This is a genomic window from Ectobacillus sp. OTK, from assembly GCF_059698935.1.
In genome coordinates, this window is sequence record NZ_AP048547.1 from 3,251,376 (window position 1) to 3,269,642 (window position 18,267).

Consider the following 18,267-nt stretch of genomic DNA (forward strand, 5'->3'; position numbering starts at 1 on the left):
GATATGAAGCTATGAGCAATTAGGAGGATGAGAATGCAAAAGTTATTGATTTTGGCGTTTATTGGATTTTTCGCACAATTAATTGATGGTGCACTTGGGATGGCATATGGAGTAACCTCGTCGTCATTGTTATTAGCATTTGGGATTGCACCAGCCGTCGCGTCTGCTTCTGTTCATTTATCAGAGGTTGCGACAACCGCTGCTTCCGGTATCTCACATATTAAATTTGGCAATGTAGATCGAAAAATGGTATATCGCCTTATCATTCCTGGATCAATTGGTGCATTTGTGGGAGCATGCTTTTTGAGCAGCCTGCCTGGAGATGTTGTAAAGCCATATGTATCTACATTTTTACTGCTTCTTGGATTTTATGTGTTGTTTCGCTTTTTGTTTATGTTTCGTAAGAATGAGGAAACAGAAGCGAAGCCGCTATCGATCAAGCAATCCATTCCATTAGGCTTACTTGCAGGATTTGCTGATGCAACGGGCGGGGGAGGCTGGGGTCCGATTGCGACACCAATTCTCTTAACAAAAAAGGGAATGTCTGCGCGTAAGGTAGTAGGTACAGTAGATACGAGTGAATTTGCTATTGCTGTTTCTGCAACAATCGGCTTTATTATTTCGCTTGGCTGGGAAACGGTGAACTGGACGTGGGTAGCTGTACTTATGGTCGGTGGTATTATTGCTGCACCAATCGCTGCCTGGATCGTTCGGATCGTTCCATCGCAGCTGATGGGCTTGTTAGTTGGCGGTTTTATTATCCTTGTCAACGTACGAACAATCTTAAATACATGGGTAGCAAATGCTTCATTTCATCCTTATATTTACTTGCTTCTTGTAGTTGGCTGGGGGGCTACGATTGTCTTTGGCGTACGGAAAATGAATAAAGATGCAAAAGACTATTCAAGAGCTTCATAGCTAATAAGGAAACAAACAGGGAGCACCCAAAAAATTTAACTTTCTTACTTTTTTAAAGGAGGATATCTAGAAGAGGTATCCTCCTATCAATTTTTTGCCCTATTAGATTTCTGATACTCATTACCCAAATCCATTTGAGAGAAGATCTGATCCAGCCTCTTCGCCTCTCTGGTTAAGAGAAATTTGTTTTTTGTAAATATTCATACTAGATTAATAGGAATAGACTTCGAAATGTTGTCGTTGTTATATAGGATTCCATTACAGATTATATTTCAGCTTGCGAATTTATTGTCCCTTCAAAAATAACTTCTTTTAATGGTTTTCTAGTGCTAGGATTTTCACGCGTTTGCAAAGTTGGATCAAGGATTTCTTTTTCGTCACGATAACCAATGGCAATTACTGCATGAAGATCAAAATCGTCTGGAACCTTCAGCAAGCTACGAGCTTTATCTTTATCGAATCCTCCAATTGCATGCGTACTGAGTCCAAGTAAAAAAAGGTCTCTATCCTGGAATGGATCGTTCCAGAATAAAAACCTCTAGTTGACTAGTCGGTAACTAACCACTATTCAATTCATATAAAATAAAGAATTATTAGTCTACACTCATTGTATAAGCAGTGGAATGAATCCGTTTCTCTCCCTTTTGTCCTGTTCACTTTCTTTATCTTGTATAGTTATAAATTCAGTAAGCTGTTTTGTAAGTCCCCTATTTCCAAATCGCATAAATTTATGTTGATCAGGCTCTGGTTCTGCTTCCTTAACAAATCTTAAAAATGCTAAAATATAGATTCGACGGAAAAGAATTTCCTTAATTCCATAATCATAAAACCATTCATCGATGGTATTATATATCCCCCTGTTTAATCGATATTGCTGATTGCACCAATTGAAAAACTGTAAATCAGGCAAATTTAGATACTCATTCTGTTTTAAAGAGTTCTTCCCTGCTTCTTTTCTAAAAATATTTCGTGGGTTCAAATCGATCTCTGACATATACAATCCCCTTCCTAGATATCCTCTTACAAATCTAAAAAACTTAATTCAATTCCTTTTTTACAAGTTCGAATCAATAGTTCGTTTCACAACAAATTCTCCATCTTCCCTTTTCTCATTTCAGTTCTTTACAAATAAAATAAAAAGACCCTCAGTTCCAGATGAAATCCACCTTGAAAATTGAGAGCCTCTAGTGATCCAGTTGGCATATTTTTTTATAAAAAATGTATCTCCTAGATACAAAAAACCCCTCCTTAATGTATAACAGGAAAAATGTTAGGAACCCTCGATGAAGCATTCACCTTTCAACTTGTAAGGATTTTTTATTTACTAGTTTACTTTGAGGAGCAAAGCGTTTCTTTTCTGTACTATCAACTTGTGTAATATGGCCTTCATGGATGGTTATTACTAAAGAGCCATATTTAATATCTTGCAACATCGCTACAATGTAATCTATTTTTTCTTGATCTATAGCCGCCATTTATAATTCCCCCTCTTCCCATTACAAAAACAAATACCTATTTGAATACTTGGTTTTAAATTTAAAAAATATAGTGTTAGAAATCTCTGAATGACCATTTAATATTTACGATCCCCAGACCATTACCGATGAATTACTAAAAGGAATGATGATATAGAACCCTCATTGTATAAAAAAGAATTTTTTATACATACCTTCATTTATCTATCATCTTTTGATATGAGGGGTATGAATTAGACAGATGTAGATATTTGCTCTTTTTCAAAAAATACTTTTGTATTACTTCCGTTGAAACATCTGAAGTGTTCAAATGTTTGTTTGACATACGCAATATCGTTCATAATTTGTTGTTTTAAATGGACTATTGAGGGGAATTTTTGTTCATTCCTCACTCTAAAAAGAACATGACATTCTAGAAAATCCCCATAAATATCGTCTGCAAAATCTAAAAGATGTACTTCAATAGTCTTTGATACATTTGAAGCGAATGTGGGTTTAACACCGACATTCATAATCCCTATATATTCTTTTTCATTCAAGAATACACGAACTCCGTACACGCCATTTTCTAATTGTTCATCATGAGAATCGATATTTGCTGTTGGAAATCCAAGTTTACGTCCTATTTTTCTGCCATGAATTACGCTTCCTTGAATAACTGTTTGTTCAAAGCTCGAACTTGCCATTGCTTTTTCTCCTCTCTTATTCTTAATAGTTATTACAATATTCCTAGATAAGGCACCCCTTAGCATAAATAAAGTTAACTTTCTTTATGCTAAGGGGCTGCCGGTTGACGAGTAAGCCATATTCATAATTATAATACGTAACAAACAAAACAATAACCACTTTTTCCGATAAATTAAATTGGTTTTATGATTCTGCATGGCTATCCTCTAATCTTTTCGAAAACAAATGAAGGGAAGTAAGGTTTCTTCTTACCTTTTAAGTTATGAAATTTACTAAAAAATCCTTCTATACAAAGTCTTTTGGGATCAGATCTACATCTCTCCAGGCAAAAATAGGTTCATTTCCTCACTTTACCTACTTGTTTACTAGACATTAAAGCTATTGATTAACAATATATAACTTAATAAAATAGTTGTCAATGGAATTTTGGAAATATTTTCTTAAACTCACCCCTCAAAACAAACTTGAATTATCGGAATAGTTAGTATATTATTATGTTACTTTATAGCTGATTGGTCTACCAAAGGCACCTAACTCTTATGAGGATAGGTGCCTTATTTATTTACCAAAAAGCAGGGAATGGACTAAAAACTGAAAGGAGATTTCATATGTTAGAAAGATATCCTGTATTACCAGGTGCAGAACCTTTTTTCTTTAAAGGGAATCATATTGGCATCCTAATTTCCCACGGGTTTGTTGGAACCCCCCAAAGTGTCCAATTTTTAGGAGAGTACATTGCATCTCAAGGCTACACTACATACGGAGTAAGATTAAAGGGCCACGGCACACATTATGAAGATATGGAAAGATGCACTTATTCTGATTGGATTCAAAGTCTAGAAGAAGGATATCAGTTTTTACAACATCATTGCCGAGACATCTTCATCATTGGTCAATCTATGGGGGGGACATTAACAATGCAGCTTGCTAGTAAATACCCTGCCATCAAAGGGGTTATGCTGATCAATGCAGCGATGACAACAATTCCTGTAATGGAGGAATTTAAACATAAACAGGAACCTCGGTTTATTGATGAAGGGGCGCCAGATATTAAGGCAGACGATGTATATGAAATTACATATACAAAAGCACCAATCCGATCTATTCAGCAGTTATTAACTTTAATGGATGATACACGCAGAAAGCTTCCAAGTGTTACATGCCCGACTCTGGCGTTTCGATCAGAGAATGACCATGTGATTCCTCCAGAAAATACGGATTATATACTATCTCATATCCAGTCCGACATAAAAAAAATCATTCCTCTGTATAACTCCTATCATGTTGCTTCTATGGATTATGAAAAAGAATTCATTGCTAAGCAATGCTGTTTATTTATTAAGAAATTTGCTAGTAACCCAAGAAAAAAAGAAATTTCCTAATCCTATGTCCATGAAAATGCCCAAGAGATAAACAAGCAGCTAAGCGCTTTTTCAAGAAAGCCTTGGCTGCTTCTCATATAACTTTAGATTCACGTAGATGCCTTGTAGAGCAGGAGCTTGTAAGCCGTGTCTATGTGCCAACTGCAATAAATATCCTTGCAGATGGTCAGCTTCAATCAAACAAACTCCACCTATTACTGAATAGGGCGAAAAGGCTTGACGAAGCTTTGTGCAAAGTTTTGTTGCTGAAGCGGTTGATCTCCACAAACTTCCCCTACCTAATTCCTATAACACCCAGTCTCTATCTCCATTATAAAAGCCCCCGTCAGTGAGAAAGTTAGCCTATACATATGTTAGAGTAAGAATATAAGACTGAGTTTTAGCAAATTATATTAGTATTTATCCAGCTGCATGCTTAAGGAGGACTGATATGAATATTTATCAAGCAATCTGGGATGCAGATATGGAAGGCAACGGTATTAGACCAATTTCAACCGCTGAGAATGGGGATACATCTCAAGGATATGTTGTTGTGGATACAGGAAGCTGCGAGCCTGAACACCATGTTATAAAGGAAGTGTATATACCTGAAGAAAAAAGAAGAAGTTATCAATTGGTGGAGAAACTTTTTAACAATTACACATTAAATCAAAAAAATAAAGAGAAAAATACGCCTAGTAAATCAATGGAAGTTGAAGAATTTTTAACAATGGCTATTGAATCTTCTCCCGGTAGAATAGCAAAGAAATTTATTGAAGAAAAATCTAATAAAAAATTTAGTGCATTACAATGGTATACATATTTATACGACCTATGGTTCAGACAATTTCACTCGGAAAATGGCAGGGATTTATCAGGTTTCGAACATGTCTTTATCGGGGAGCAGCAAGGAAAAAGACTTGTAGGTCATCATTTTTGGTATAAATATTGGCTTGAAGATAATGCAGATATAAATGAACATCATAAGGACCAGATTGTAATGAGTTGTTCAGTTCGCCCTGAACAACTTCCTACTAAACCGGATGCTATTACAGTTGGATATTATTTAGAAGCCTTCGATTATGAAAAAAAGCGTTTCGTTAAATTGATTAAAAAAAATTGTGGTTTTTTTGTTGGATTAAGTGCTGAAGGTATTTTGGCATTAGGAACTGTACGGGCTATGCCTCAAGAATATGCCCCTGAAGATTGTGTAATCAATGGCGTACACTATAAACTGGAGTTATCCAGAAGCCGTGATGGTAAAAGCATAAGAACTTTTTATCCTGTCCATTTACCTTCCTAAGTTTCTCGAATTAAATAAAAAAGGACAGCATAACCTTCCATGATTTTGAAGAAAAAACATTTTCTGTTATGTAAGCCGTCTATACACAAATTGCAAATAAGCTTCTGTATATAAACGGCTTCTTAATAATATAAGTGATTGAATTAAATTTGTGCGTAATTCGGTTAGAAAAGTTAATTTTTCATTAGGTTTGTAAAAATAATATTAATATTCCATTCCATCATGCTGATATAGGAATCTCCATCTTCACCTGGTTTTCCTAGAGAGTCCGTAAATAATGTTCCCCCGATTGGAACCCCAGTTTCTTTTGAAACCATTTCCATACTTCGAGGATCTACACTCGTTTCTACAAATAAAACCGGAATTTCTTTTTGCTTTATTAAATCTACGATTTGCTTAACTTGTTGAGGTGTTCCTTGATTCTCCGCATTGATTTCCCAAATATATCCTGCTTCAAAATCGTATGCATCACAAAAATACTTAAACGCTCCCTCACTGGTAACTAAAAAGCGCTTTTCCTTTGGAATTTTGTTGAAGCTTTCTAACGCTTCTTCATGGAGTTTTTGCAATTTCGAAATATATTCTTTAGCATTTTTTTCATAAATATCTGCATGCTTTGGATCAACTTTAGCCAATGCATCTCTTGCATTTTCTGCATATTTAATACCGTTTCGAATATCAAGCCATGCGTGCGGGTCTTCTTCCCCTTCATTTCCTTCTGATGTTAAGTATTTAGGCTCTACACCTTTGCTTAATCTATATACAGGAGCATCTTCACCGTTTTTTTCAGCTGTTTGAAGAAGTTTCTCAAACCAGGAGTTTCCTGCTTCTAGATTTAATCCGTTATAGAAGACGACATCTGCATCTGTTGTCTTTTGAATATCTAATGGAAGCGGGTCATATTCATGCGGATTAGATCCTACTGGTGCAAGACTATGAATCTCAACTTGATCGCCGCCAATGTTTTTGACAATGTCATACAGAATGGAGTAAGTCGTAACTACTTGCAGCTTACCATCCTTAGTATCTTCTTTTGCTCCAATGTCTGTTTTTTTACTTTCGCTACAACCCGCAAGAATAACAATTGCAAAAAGACTTGCCATAAATAATTTTAATAAATGTTTCATTGCAACTCCCCCTAATTTATGAAAGTGATAGTTTTTTTCTTCTTGCTTTTAAAAAACGCCATAAGATACCTTGTTTTGGTGAAAAAGCAAATGTCAACAGAAATAAGATTGTTGAAACCAAAACGATTGTTGCCCCTGAAGCTAAGTTATATGTAAAGCTAAAGTATAACCCAACAACAGATGCAATGACTCCTAAGCCTGCTGAAAGATAAATCATGACCCACAATCGATCGGTTAATAAGTAAGCCGTTGCTGCTGGAGTGATTAGCATAGCCACTACAAGGATAATTCCTACTGTTTGTAAAGAAGCGACTGTTACCATTGTAAGCAGCGTCATTAGAAAGTAGTGGATCGTCTTAATAGGCAATCCATAGGCTTCTGCCATCGTTGGGTCAAAGGAAGTAACGAGAAGCTCTTTATAAAACAAATAAATCGAGGCTAATACAAATATCCCGATCCCAAGTGTAGTCCACATATCTGAAGAGCGAACTGCCAATACATTTCCAAACAGAATGTGGTAAAGATCTGTACTGCTCTTCATAAGGGTAATAAGGATGATTCCTAAGGCAAAAGCAGCTGTAAACATGATTCCGATAGATATATCATTCTTAATACGGCTATTCTGGCTTACAAAACCAATCCCTACTGCCGTCAAAACTCCCGAAATAACAGCTCCAACAAAGAAGTTCATTCCAAGCATATATGCAATAGCAACCCCAGGAAGGACAGCATGAGAAATCGCATCACCCATTAATGCCATTCCTCTCAAAATGATAAAACAACCCACAACTCCACAGATAATCCCAACCATTGTAGAGGTCAAAAGAGCCTTTTGCAAAAATCCATACTGCATCACAGCCTCAATAAAAGCCATCTAAATCTTCCCCTCCAATCCCTCAAGAAGCGAAAACTGCCCAGCATACGCCCGAGCTAACACTTCTGCACGTACAACATGATTTACATCACCAAATCCTAGTAGCTCTTTATTTAACAAAATAAGCTGATCAAAATAATCGCTTACTTTACTTAAATCATGATGAACAACAAGAATCGTTTTACCGCTGTTCCTTAATTCTTTTAATATCGTAATAATTGTTTCTTCACTTGCGACATCTATTCCAACAAAAGGCTCATCTAAAAAAAATAATTCTGACTTTTGAGCAAGAGCCCTTGCTAAAAAAACCCGTTGTTGTTGTCCTCCTGAGAGCTCTCCAATTTGGCGGCTTTCAAAACCATCCATACCTACCCTTTGTAAACATTGTAGAGCCCATTCTTTTTCTGCCCTTTTCGGTCTTTGGAATAAACCTAATTTGGGATATGTTCCAATTAGTACAGTATCTAAAACAGTGATGGGAAAATCCCAATCAATGTTACTTCTTTGCGGAACATATGCAACTAATTTTCGCAGCTCGTTAAAGTTTTTTCCGTATATTTGAACGTCTCCTTTATCTCTTGGAATTAGATCTAACAACGCCTTTAATAATGTTGATTTCCCTGCTCCATTTGGACCTATAATTCCAACTAATTTTCCCTTTTCAATTGAAAAGTTTATATTTTGAATAGCTTCATTACCATGATAAGAAACAAATAAACTGTTTACTTTAAGTGCAGGATTCATTGTAGTTATTCCCCTCCATTCCCCTCGATTATTTTCTATAAGCTAACAAATTTTCAGTAAGGCAACTTTTACACAAAAATATAAAATGGAATAACCCAATAATTTTACCTAATACCATGTTATGTGTATTAATATAAAAAAGTTTATCTTAGGAAACATTTTAGGCATAAAGAAAGATTATGTCAATTAAAATAATATTCTTATTATAAAAAATTTATGCTTAATTAGAAGTTTTTTCCATAAAACCAAAAATAGAATATGTTTAAAGCAACCTAGTTCCCCTTTAGCTTCCTGCCGCCTTATCCATTGTTTTCAGAGATTGCAACATTGCTCATTCAACATGTGAACATCAGTTGGAGTAATAGGTAATACCAACCTAAAGCTTCGCTGGTAAACTCTTCGCTTCTGTTCCTCCTTCTAACAGTTCTGATTGTTTGGATGCTGCTATTTCATAACGGCCTCATGCTTTTCCTTCCTAAAATGAAAATAACCTCAATCCCTTATTCGGAATTGAGGTTATCGACTGTCCCATGGTTTAAACCTTATTACAATTCAATACGACAAACCCATGCGCTGCAAGGACTAAATCCACATGTTCTGCTTCATACGCAACCTTTTCGCCTGTCAGTAAGTTCGTAACCTTTTTGCCTTTTAAGTTAAACGGTACATCTACTGTAATTTCTTTATCAGAGTTGTTGAATGCAAATAGCACTGTCTGCTCTTTAAATGTTTTTGTATACATAATATGATTTGTTTCATTGCTTGCCGCAACAAATCGAAATGTGCCGCGGTTGCCGAATGCCGTGTTTTCCTTGCGTAAACGAATTAATTGAGCAACAAACTGAAACATATCCTTGTCTTGTTCTTCTTCATCCCAAATCATACACTTGCGGCAGCCGGGATCCATGTCCCCTGTTATACTAATTTCATCTCCATAATAAATACAAGGTGTACCAGGAGACGAAAGCAGAAAGGTAAACAGCTGTTTGACTTTTTCCTTATTATCCTTGCATACCGTTAAAATACGTGGTGTATCATGGCTTCCTAATAGATTAAAGGCTGTTTCTGCTATGTTTTCTGAATACATCATAAGTGCTTCTGCTGTTTTGTTTGCGAATTCTTCTGCTTGAATCTTATCTTCAGCGAAAAAATGGATAGCTGCACTTGAATAAGGATAATTCATCACTGCATCAAATTGATCACCTTGGAGCCAAGGCATGGAATCGTGCCAAACTTCACCGAGAATGTATACGTCCGGTTTAATAGCCTTCACCTCCTTACGAAATGCACGCCAGAAATCGTGCCCCACTTCGTTTGCTACGTCTAAGCGCCAGCCATCAATGTCAAACTCACGTACCCAGTAGCGGCCTACCTCTAATAAGTATTCACGTACTTCCGGATGGGAAGTATTTAATTTAGGCATCATATGAGTAAATGCAAATGTATCATAGTTAGGTGCAGGCCCTGTCTGCACCGGAAAATCCCAAATGTAGAACCAGTCTTTGTACTTCGATGATTCGCCTCTCTCTAATACATCCTGGAATTGTGCGAAGTAGAAACCGCTATGGTTGAATACAGCGTCCAGCATCACCTTTATCCCGTTTTCGTGACAGACCTGTACAAGGCGTTTAAACGTTTCCTTGTCGCCGAATTGCGGATCGATCTCCATATAATCTACTGTGTCGTACTTATGATTTGTTGTTGCTTTGAAAATCGGTGTGAAGTAGATGCCTGTAATACCTAATTGCACAAGGTGATCCATATGTTGAATGACACCTTCAAAGTCACCGCCGAAGAAGTTTGTCGGTGTCGGCTCTTCGCTGTCCCATGGCAATGTACCTTTAGGATCGATGGAAGGATCACCGTTGCCAAATCGTTCCGGGAAAATTTGATACCATACTGTGTCACGCACCCAAGCAGGAGAAGTAAATACATCTTCTGCATTTAAATAAGGAAAGCAAAAATACACACTATTATCCCCATTAACAATTTCATCAAAAAAGCCTTTTTCTGTATATACTAGTGTTTCTTCCATACTTTTCAATTCAAAACCATAGCGTAAACGGCGAAAATCTGGCTGGATAGCAACAAACCAATAATCGAATAACTCAGTAGTTGCTATTTTATACATAGAGCTTGCTTCGTATTGCCAAATACCTTCCTCCCATATATACGGATCACCATGAATAAGGGCCGCTTTCTCTATCTCGTTTTTCTTCGTACGCAAACGAATGTGCAATGTTTTTGTATCATAGGCATATGCAAAGTTGTTTTTTGGACGATGATATATCGCTTCCCGGGTAATCAAAATTATTCCTCCTTTGACGAGTGAACTTTGTCTGTTTTTTTCACATGTATCACATCAAACCGCCCCGCAACAGGATGCGGGACGGCTTAAGTTCTGTTTTTCTTTGCTTGGATTATCTATTAATCTGTCAATTAACCCTCTTTCTTATCCCTTTTCAGCACCAGCTGTTAAGCCTTCCACTAGGTAACGCTGCATGATCATAAACAAAATTGTAATCGGGAGAGCAATCATGACACAACCTGCTGCAAACACAGTAAATTCAGTCGCAAACTTGTTGTTAATCATTTCAAACAAACCGACCGCAAGAGTTAGCTTCTCAGGAGATCGCAGTACTAGCTTTGCGAAAATAAAATCTGTAAATACTCCAGTGAAAATCGTTAACGAAGTGAATACAATTAACGGTGTTGACATTGGTAAAATAATTCGGAACAAAATGCTCAAGTTCGATGCACCATCAATTCTTGCTGCTTCAACTAAGCTTGTTGGAACCGTATCAAAATAGCTTTTTACATATAAGAAGCCAAGCGGAGCTCCTGCTGCCGATACTAAAATAATGGCAAAATGTGTATTTAACAAGTTCATTTGATTTAACAAAATATATACCGCAATCATACTCATAAAGCCAGGGAACAAGCCGAGCACAAGCAAACCGCTCATCAAGTTTTTACGTCCTGAGAAACGGAACTTTGAGAACACATAGCCCGTCAGCATGACAAGAATCGTGCCAATGACCGTGCTGATCACTGCAATCTTTAATGTGTTGAGATACCACTGACCGAACGGGTATTTTGAAAATAATTCAGCATAATGGACAAATGTCAAATTCTTCGGAATCAGTGTCTCACTATACAGAGCGCCTCCCGGACGAAGAGAAGACATCACCACCCATAACGCTGGATAGCAACAAAGAATGGCAATGACTACAAGTACGGTATAACTGAGTACCAAACGGATAGAGTTCTTTGCTTTTTTCCGATTCATTATGCTTCCTCCTCTCTGAATGCTTTCGTACGGCGTAAGTTCCAAATTGCGAATACTGCCAGAATGATAAAGATGAAGATTCCAATTACCGAAGCAAAGTTATATTGACCTTGGTCTAGGGACAACTTATACAACCAAGTAATGAGAATATCCGTATGTCCTGCAAACTTATACTCTGCGTTAGTCGGTTCTCCATTTGTTAATAGATAAATAATGTTAAAGTTATTGATATTTCCAACGAACTGCATAATTAAGAGAGGTGCCATGGACTGCATCACAGCCGGGAATGTAATCCATCGCATCTTCTGAAAATGGCTCGCTCCATCAATGTCAGCTGCTTCATACATATCTTTCGGTATCGTAGACAAGATACCGATAATCATTAACATAGAAACTGGGAATCCTAACCAGAAGTTAACCAGAATAATTGTGAATTTTGCCCACATTGGATCTGTCAGCCAAGGGATTTTTGAAATTCCCATCATCGCTAAGTACTGGTTAATTGGACCAAACTGCCCATTAAACATATTACGGAGAATCAAAGTTGATACAAACGCTGGGATTGCATAAGGAAGAATGAAGATTGTGCGCCAGAACGCTTTAAATTTAATATCCTTCTGCTGCACGATAAGCGCAACAGCGAATCCGCCAAAGAAACAGGTAAACGTCGCAAAGAACGCCCAAACGAATGTCCACAATGCTACCCCGTAAAACGTACCGCTCCAAGCTTTAATCTGAAACATATCCTTAAACGTTTGAAACCCGTGCCAATCAACTAGGTTGGCTGGCGGCATATTTTCCCGTGTAAAGTTCGTAAATGCAAGCAAAATCATAAATACAATAGGCAATACTGTGAAAAACAGAATCCCCAGCATTGGAAACGATATCACAAAATGCGGAAAGCGATAATCTGCGATATATTTCACGGTCTGTTTAAACGTGTTCGGTACTTTCCCCTCTTCGCGCAGTTGTCCGATCCGATATGCATCTTTTACGTTCGACACATAAATGCAGGCCAATACGACTACGATGAAAAGAATAATTAAACCTTCAACCAGTAAGAAAATAGAATGATCACCCATGACTTGCTGATACAATTTTCCTACCTTTTTTAGTTCAGTTTTCGTCTCTCCCAGTGTATATAAACCCCAAATTGCATGCGGTAATTTAGTAGCAATGAAATATATACCCGAAATATGAAGAAGCAACATTAAAATTCCTTTTACATACTGTTTGTTATACAGTTGCCCCATTCCCATAGCGAGGATAGATAAGATCGTTGCTGTCTTACGATGCTGCCGCATTCCGTCCAAACTATATTGCTGCTTATCAAGTACTGTCTTGTATTGCTGCTGCATTCTGATCAACTCCTTCTTAACATAGATTCGCTCACCTGGTATGCTGCATCGGGTGAGCGAATCTTGTATTCTTTAATACACGCTGCTGCCCGGTTTATTTGTTACCAGCGGCAATATTTGTTTTCATCTCTTCGGCAGCCTTGTCCAATGTTGCCTTCACATCAGCACCGTTCCAAATTTGCTCAAGCGCTGGCGTTATGCTTTGCCAGAAGAACTGTGTCTCTGGAATATTTGGCATTGGTTGCGTTTTTTCCGCTTGCTTCATGAACCCTGTGATAATCTTATCATTCTTAATCGCTTCCTCATTTTCAAGACCTTTTGCGGCAGGAAGAACACCATTTAGCTCGTAGTTTTTCAACATCATTTCCTTCGTTATCAGAAAGTGAGCAAACAATCTAGCAGCGTTTGGATATTTCGAATATGCACTCACATAGTAGGATTTTACACCCGAGAATGTAATAGGTTCCGCTCCGCTAGACATTTTGAGAAGCGGGATAACCTCAACTTCAAACGGTAATTTCGCAAAGTTTCCAGCGTTCCAGATTCCATCTAGATTGATTGCCACTTTGCCTTCTTGCCATAGTCCAGTCTTTACATCAGCTGTAATATCCTTTGGGTTAACCGGTATAATCTCTTTGAGTGAACGATAAAATTCCATCGCTTTGACAGCGCCTTCATTATTGATACCGATGTCATTTTTGTCGGTACCGTTTTTCCCGAACACATAACCACCGTAGCCTGCGATAAACGCGTAGTTAAAGTACGCATTATTTGCTTCATATAAGAAGCCAAATCTGTTGTTGGGAATGTCATTAAATTGCTTCGAAAACGCGATGATATCTTCCCAAGTATCCAGCTTTGCGTCTTTCACCAAGTCCTTGTTCACATACAACGCATATGTTTCAATGTTACGCGGATATCCATACAAAACACCATCGTAAGTCGAAGCTTCCACTGCAGGTTCAACAATCGTTTCCTTTGTTTCTTCCTCAAAATAGTCATTTGGCAGCACAACTCCAGATTTTACCGCAGTTCCCAAATGATCATGCGGGAACACAACTAGGTCAGCACCAGTACCAGCTGGACCATCTGTTGAGAGACGTTTCACTGTATCAGTTGATTCCACTTTCTCAAACTTTACCTTCACATTGTATTTCTTTTCAAATTCTTTAGCTGCGAACTCTACGAAAGGATCTTTAGAATCCCAAAGGAGAAGCTGTGCACCCGGCTCCGGTGTCAGCTCACCAGTTGCTGCCACCCCTGCCGGTTGTTCGGATGTTTTCGTTTCATTAGAAGCAGATTTTCCGCCACAAGCAGCCATAGAAAATGTAAGGATAGAAGCAAGTGCAGCAAACCCTAATTTTCGTGTTACTCGCTTCATCATGCCATGCTTTTCATCAGTGATTGAATGATAATTTTCTTGTTGCTTTAATACCATTTCCCATTCCCCTTTATTAAAATTAGTTTTATAGTCATCGGACACCATCCCTTTAAATGACAGGCCGAACATACCCTCTACCACTCTAGTAAAAACCCTACCAAAATTGATTGCCCTCTCATAACAACGCTTTCAAAAAAGTCAGTAAGGAAAATATTTTCCTGTAACAAAGAAAAAATCACGCAAATTATGAAAAATAAGGGTAAAATCCGAATAAAACCTCAAAAAATCTTTCTTTTCCGGGAAAACTTTTCCTTTGAAACCGATTATATAGGATGTTATTTTCCTAGTCAATGTATATTTGAATTATTCTTTCTATTTGTGTTATGATTTATGGGAAGAGTTTTCCTAAAAATGTTGTAGTTCTCCCAGCTTGGTTTGCTCTATGCTAACAAGCGTAACTACAGGATTTCCTCCATTTTAAAAACTTAATTAATTCCGCTTCTGCTTCGTACATGCAAGAAGCGATTAGATAATTGTAGAAGCTTACTATTCAAACGTTACAGGAAAGTTTTTTCCTAAATTGCGTACATTATAAAAGATTGTGGTGATTCGCTTGAAAATAACAATTAAAGATATTGCCGAAATGGCAGGGGTTTCTATCGCGACTGTCTCCAGAGTCCTCAATAACAGCAAACCAGTCAAAGAAGATATCAAGAAACGGGTTTTGGAAGTTATCAAACAAACCAATTACCGTCCTAATACATTTAGTACAGAGCCTAAAAGACATGAATCCCGTCTAATTGGAGTTATTACACCTCAATCTACCCATACCGTTCTCAATGATTTCCTAGAAGGTATCAATAATGTATCTAAACTGTATGGATATGATATTATGATTGGCTCAACGGATGGAGGTGCCGAAAACGAACTGCATTATTTAGATTTATTCGGAAAAATATCAGTGCGTGGTATTATTTTTATAGGTTCTGCTTTTGAGGAAAAACATGCTGAAATTATTGACCAATATAAAATCCCCTGTGTCTTAGTTGGGCAGATTTCATCTATCCCCTCTGTCCCTTCCGTTCATATAGATAATGTAACTGCTTCTTATGAAGCGGTAAGATATCTAATTCAAAACGGACACCGTGAAATTGCAATCATTCACGGTCCAGGTCCAGACCTTGGGAAGTACCGCTTTCAAGGATATCAGCAAGCACTAAGCGATGCGGGTATCCCAATTCATAAGGATTGGGTCGTTGAGAGTGGAATTTCCACAGAAGACGGTATGAAGGCTATGCGCAGTATTACCGAAAGCGGCTCAATGCCCACTGCTGTATTCTGTGCAACGGACTGGATAGCAATTGGAGCAATGAATTATTTAATGGACAGTGGATTACGCGTCCCTGAAGATGTTTCTATTTTTGGCTTTGACGGAAGCTTCATGTCAGCCATAGTACGACCTGCACTTTCGACAGTTGACTACTCTGCAACGGAGATTGCAATGACAGCAACCCGCAACCTAATTAAAATTATTAAGGGGGAAACAGTAACTCCCCAACATTATAATGTCACTCACCATTTAGTAATCCGTAACAGCACATCAGCTGCCACAAAAAAACATGCAACTCCATAGGTTTTATACAGCCTGAAATAATAAATGTGAGCTAATAACGAAAGCAACGAGCAGTTCCCAGCACTTTTGTAAGCGGCAGGAACTGCTCGTTGTTTTATGTATTGAACGTTCAAATATATCACTTTGCACTTTTACAGGTGTTACATACTTACCTTGATTCGTGAACCAAAGAATTGTTTCATATCCTACCAGACTTCCATCGATAATCACAGTATTTTTACCTTCAAGAATCTCTTCATCTGTGTAAACCTTATCAGAATCAGAAATATTGAATACCTTTGAATTAGAGCCTGTTGCTTATTTGCAATACAGTTCAATATAACTATTCAAAATACGTTTAAAAATTACTCCAAAAACCTAAGCATCACAATCGACCCTAAAAATCTCTCATCAGGAGAATAATTTCCACCTTTACACGTATACATACAGGGAAACTAGTCCAAATTTCTTGAAAGAGGTGACTCCTTATGTCAAATTGGCATTATCCTTATTATCCTTATAATCCACAGTTCATTAGCGGACAGTACCACCATTATTATCTCCATGTGCCCCAGCCTCAACTACTAAGGCAACATTACGGAACACAATTCTCACAATTCCGGCCGATCCGGCCATCTAGTCAAGATCAGCTGATTCTTCCAAGAGGATATAAATATGATATTGTGGCTACTTGGGGAGAAGATTTTGGAAACGGCGAAAAATTTGGGTATAACAATGATTTCACATGTTATTTTGGCAGTAACCCTAATGAAGGTTTGCTCTGGGTCAACCATGAATATATCGGCCATATGAGTATATTCGTCACCGGATATAAGGAAGAACCCGGTGGACCCAAACGGTCAGCACAGCAAATTGCCGTTGAAAAATATAACCTGGGTGGATCTGTAATCCATATTCGCAAAGATCAAGCGGGAAATTGGAGCATTGTTAAGGGCTCTCAATATAATAGACGGATCACAGGTAACACACCTATCGATCTAACCGGCCCTGCTAAAGGTGATGCTGCCGTAGGCGGGGTGACTCAAGTGATTGGGACTTTTGCCAATTGTTCAGGCGGAAAGACACTATGGAATACAGCTCTCTCAGGCGAAGAGAATTATGCAGGGATTGTGGAAGATTGGTCGGAAAATCCTGAAGTTCCAGCCTTAAACCCTACTCATTATGGGTGGGTGGTTGAAATTGATCCATTTGATCCTACTTCTACACCTAAAAAACATTCCATGCTCGGCCGGTTTGCACACGAAAATGCTGTCATGACATTAGGAAGATCCGGACGCCTTGTCGTTTATAGCGGTGATGATGCAAATGATGAGTGTGTTTACAAATTTGTTAGCAATGGAGTGTACAAGCCTGAATTAGGAAAAGAGAATAGCCGTCTCCTAGAAGAAGGTACCCTTTATGTTGCAGATATGGGTGCAAATAAGTGGATTCCACTTGATCTTAATAAAACTCCTAAACTTAAGGAAAAATATAAGACACAAGGGGAAGTTTTAGTAAATACCCGTGAAGCGGCAAAACTCGTAGGGGGTACTCCATTAGACAGGCCAGAGGATGTAGAAATTCATCCTAGAGATGGCTCCGTATATATCGCCTTTACCAATAATACAAAGCATGGAAATTATTTCGGACAAATCTACCGCCTTGTTGAGGATGACAATAATCACGAAAGTACTTCATTTGTTTATGAAATATTTATATCAGGCGGACCACAAAGCGGTTTTGCTTGTCCAGATAACCTGATGTTTGACCAGGCGGGGAACTTATGGGTTTGTACAGATATCTCTTCTGATAAGACAAATCAGGGAGCCTACAAACCTTTCGGAAATAATGGTCTTTTCATGATACCAACAGAAGGGCCTAACCGCGGAAAAGCGATGCAATTCGCTTCCGCACCTGTTCAAGCGGAACTAACTGGAACATGGCTGGCTCCAGATGGGGAGACATTGTTCATGTCAGTTCAGCACCCAGGCGAAGAAAGTAAAGATGTCAATAACCCGACAAGCAGGTGGCCCTACGGAGATATTCCTAGACCATCTGTGGTTGCCATTAGGAGACAATAGAAAAGAAAGTTTAAGGATTCAATAAATAGATGCTGGTTTCCATACCAGCATCTATTT

General features: G+C 38.0%; 17 protein-coding genes and 1 pseudogene. 5 read left to right on the forward strand and 13 right to left on the reverse strand.

Going from position 1 to position 18,267, the window contains the following annotated elements:
- The first annotated feature begins 33 nt into the window (after positions 1 to 33).
- Entirely contained in the window at positions 34 to 918 is an 885-nt protein-coding gene (locus AC6HZ4_RS16285) for a sulfite exporter TauE/SafE family protein (RefSeq protein ID WP_497490676.1), read from the forward strand.
- A 265-nt stretch (positions 919 to 1,183) separates the two neighbouring features.
- Here AC6HZ4_RS16285 and AC6HZ4_RS16290 read toward each other — a convergent pair whose 3' ends face one another.
- The 4 genes from AC6HZ4_RS16290 to AC6HZ4_RS16305 all read right to left on the reverse strand — a co-directional run bounded on the left by AC6HZ4_RS16290 (position 1,184) and on the right by AC6HZ4_RS16305 (position 3,079).
- The gene (locus tag AC6HZ4_RS16290; protein WP_497490678.1) at positions 1,184 to 1,354 is read right to left on the reverse strand and encodes a hypothetical protein; all 171 of its coding nucleotides are present in this window, start codon (positions 1,352 to 1,354) and stop codon (positions 1,184 to 1,186) included.
- Positions 1,355 to 1,522: 168 nt separating this feature from the next.
- Positions 1,523 to 1,912 carry a hypothetical protein gene (locus tag AC6HZ4_RS16295; protein WP_497490679.1) on the reverse strand — a complete coding sequence of 130 codons (390 nt, stop codon included), beginning with the start codon at positions 1,910 to 1,912 and terminating at the stop codon, positions 1,523 to 1,525.
- 298 nt (positions 1,913 to 2,210) lie between these two features.
- The gene (locus AC6HZ4_RS16300) at positions 2,211 to 2,393 is read right to left on the reverse strand and encodes a YezD family protein (RefSeq protein WP_497490681.1); all 183 of its coding nucleotides are present in this window, start codon (positions 2,391 to 2,393) and stop codon (positions 2,211 to 2,213) included.
- 233 nt (positions 2,394 to 2,626) lie between these two features.
- Complete coding sequence (locus AC6HZ4_RS16305) at positions 2,627 to 3,079, reverse strand: riboflavin kinase (protein WP_497490682.1); 453 nt, start codon at positions 3,077 to 3,079, stop codon at positions 2,627 to 2,629.
- Positions 3,080 to 3,688: 609 nt separating this feature from the next.
- On the opposite strand from AC6HZ4_RS16305, the gene AC6HZ4_RS16310 reads away from it, so the two are divergent.
- A complete protein-coding gene (locus AC6HZ4_RS16310) occupies positions 3,689 to 4,462 on the forward strand; it encodes an alpha/beta hydrolase (RefSeq protein ID WP_497490683.1) in 774 nt (257 codons plus the stop codon).
- 51 nt (positions 4,463 to 4,513) lie between these two features.
- On the opposite strand, the pseudogene AC6HZ4_RS16315 reads toward AC6HZ4_RS16310, so the two are convergent.
- Positions 4,514 to 4,642, reverse strand: a pseudogene (locus AC6HZ4_RS16315) (ketopantoate reductase C-terminal domain-containing protein); the annotation flags it as partial.
- A gap of 250 nt (positions 4,643 to 4,892) precedes the next feature.
- Here AC6HZ4_RS16315 and AC6HZ4_RS16320 point away from each other — a divergent pair.
- Positions 4,893 to 5,744, forward strand: a complete 852-nt coding sequence (locus AC6HZ4_RS16320) for a hypothetical protein (protein ID WP_497490684.1) — start codon at positions 4,893 to 4,895, stop codon at positions 5,742 to 5,744.
- Between the two features lie 173 nt (positions 5,745 to 5,917).
- Here the strand turns inward: AC6HZ4_RS16320 and AC6HZ4_RS16325 are convergent, their stop codons facing one another.
- From AC6HZ4_RS16325 to AC6HZ4_RS16355, 7 genes are all read right to left on the reverse strand, one after another.
- Positions 5,918 to 6,871: a metal ABC transporter substrate-binding protein gene (locus tag AC6HZ4_RS16325; RefSeq protein WP_497490685.1), complete on the reverse strand. Its 954-nt coding sequence runs from the start codon at positions 6,869 to 6,871 to the stop codon at positions 5,918 to 5,920.
- A 16-nt stretch (positions 6,872 to 6,887) separates the two neighbouring features.
- Positions 6,888 to 7,745 carry a metal ABC transporter permease gene (locus AC6HZ4_RS16330; RefSeq protein ID WP_497490686.1) on the reverse strand — a complete coding sequence of 286 codons (858 nt, stop codon included), beginning with the start codon at positions 7,743 to 7,745 and terminating at the stop codon, positions 6,888 to 6,890.
- Complete coding sequence (locus tag AC6HZ4_RS16335) at positions 7,746 to 8,489, reverse strand: metal ABC transporter ATP-binding protein (RefSeq protein ID WP_497490687.1); 744 nt, start codon at positions 8,487 to 8,489, stop codon at positions 7,746 to 7,748. It abuts the gene before it with no gap.
- Positions 8,490 to 9,024: 535 nt separating this feature from the next.
- Positions 9,025 to 10,794: an alpha-glycosidase gene (locus AC6HZ4_RS16340; protein WP_497495740.1), complete on the reverse strand. Its 1,770-nt coding sequence runs from the start codon at positions 10,792 to 10,794 to the stop codon at positions 9,025 to 9,027.
- 147 nt (positions 10,795 to 10,941) lie between these two features.
- Positions 10,942 to 11,778, reverse strand: coding sequence for a sugar ABC transporter permease (locus AC6HZ4_RS16345; protein WP_497490688.1), 837 nt, complete (start codon positions 11,776 to 11,778; stop codon positions 10,942 to 10,944).
- The gene (locus AC6HZ4_RS16350) at positions 11,778 to 13,082 is read right to left on the reverse strand and encodes a carbohydrate ABC transporter permease (RefSeq protein WP_497495741.1); all 1,305 of its coding nucleotides are present in this window, start codon (positions 13,080 to 13,082) and stop codon (positions 11,778 to 11,780) included. Before AC6HZ4_RS16350 ends, AC6HZ4_RS16345 begins: the two co-directional genes overlap by 1 nt.
- A gap of 148 nt (positions 13,083 to 13,230) precedes the next feature.
- Entirely contained in the window at positions 13,231 to 14,574 is a 1,344-nt protein-coding gene (locus tag AC6HZ4_RS16355) for a sugar ABC transporter substrate-binding protein (RefSeq protein WP_497490690.1), read from the reverse strand.
- A gap of 556 nt (positions 14,575 to 15,130) precedes the next feature.
- Between AC6HZ4_RS16355 and AC6HZ4_RS16360 the strand changes: the two genes are divergently transcribed.
- Entirely contained in the window at positions 15,131 to 16,150 is a 1,020-nt protein-coding gene (locus AC6HZ4_RS16360; protein WP_497490691.1) for a LacI family DNA-binding transcriptional regulator, read from the forward strand.
- Positions 16,151 to 16,153: 3 nt separating this feature from the next.
- Here the strand turns inward: AC6HZ4_RS16360 and AC6HZ4_RS16365 are convergent, their stop codons facing one another.
- Positions 16,154 to 16,360 (reverse strand): hypothetical protein, encoded by a 207-nt coding sequence (locus tag AC6HZ4_RS16365; protein WP_497490692.1) that lies wholly within the window; start codon positions 16,358 to 16,360, stop codon positions 16,154 to 16,156.
- Between the two features lie 257 nt (positions 16,361 to 16,617).
- On the opposite strand from AC6HZ4_RS16365, the gene AC6HZ4_RS16370 reads away from it, so the two are divergent.
- Positions 16,618 to 18,210 (forward strand): PhoX family protein, encoded by a 1,593-nt coding sequence (locus tag AC6HZ4_RS16370; RefSeq protein WP_497490693.1) that lies wholly within the window; start codon positions 16,618 to 16,620, stop codon positions 18,208 to 18,210.
- The last annotated feature ends 57 nt before the right edge of the window (positions 18,211 to 18,267 follow it).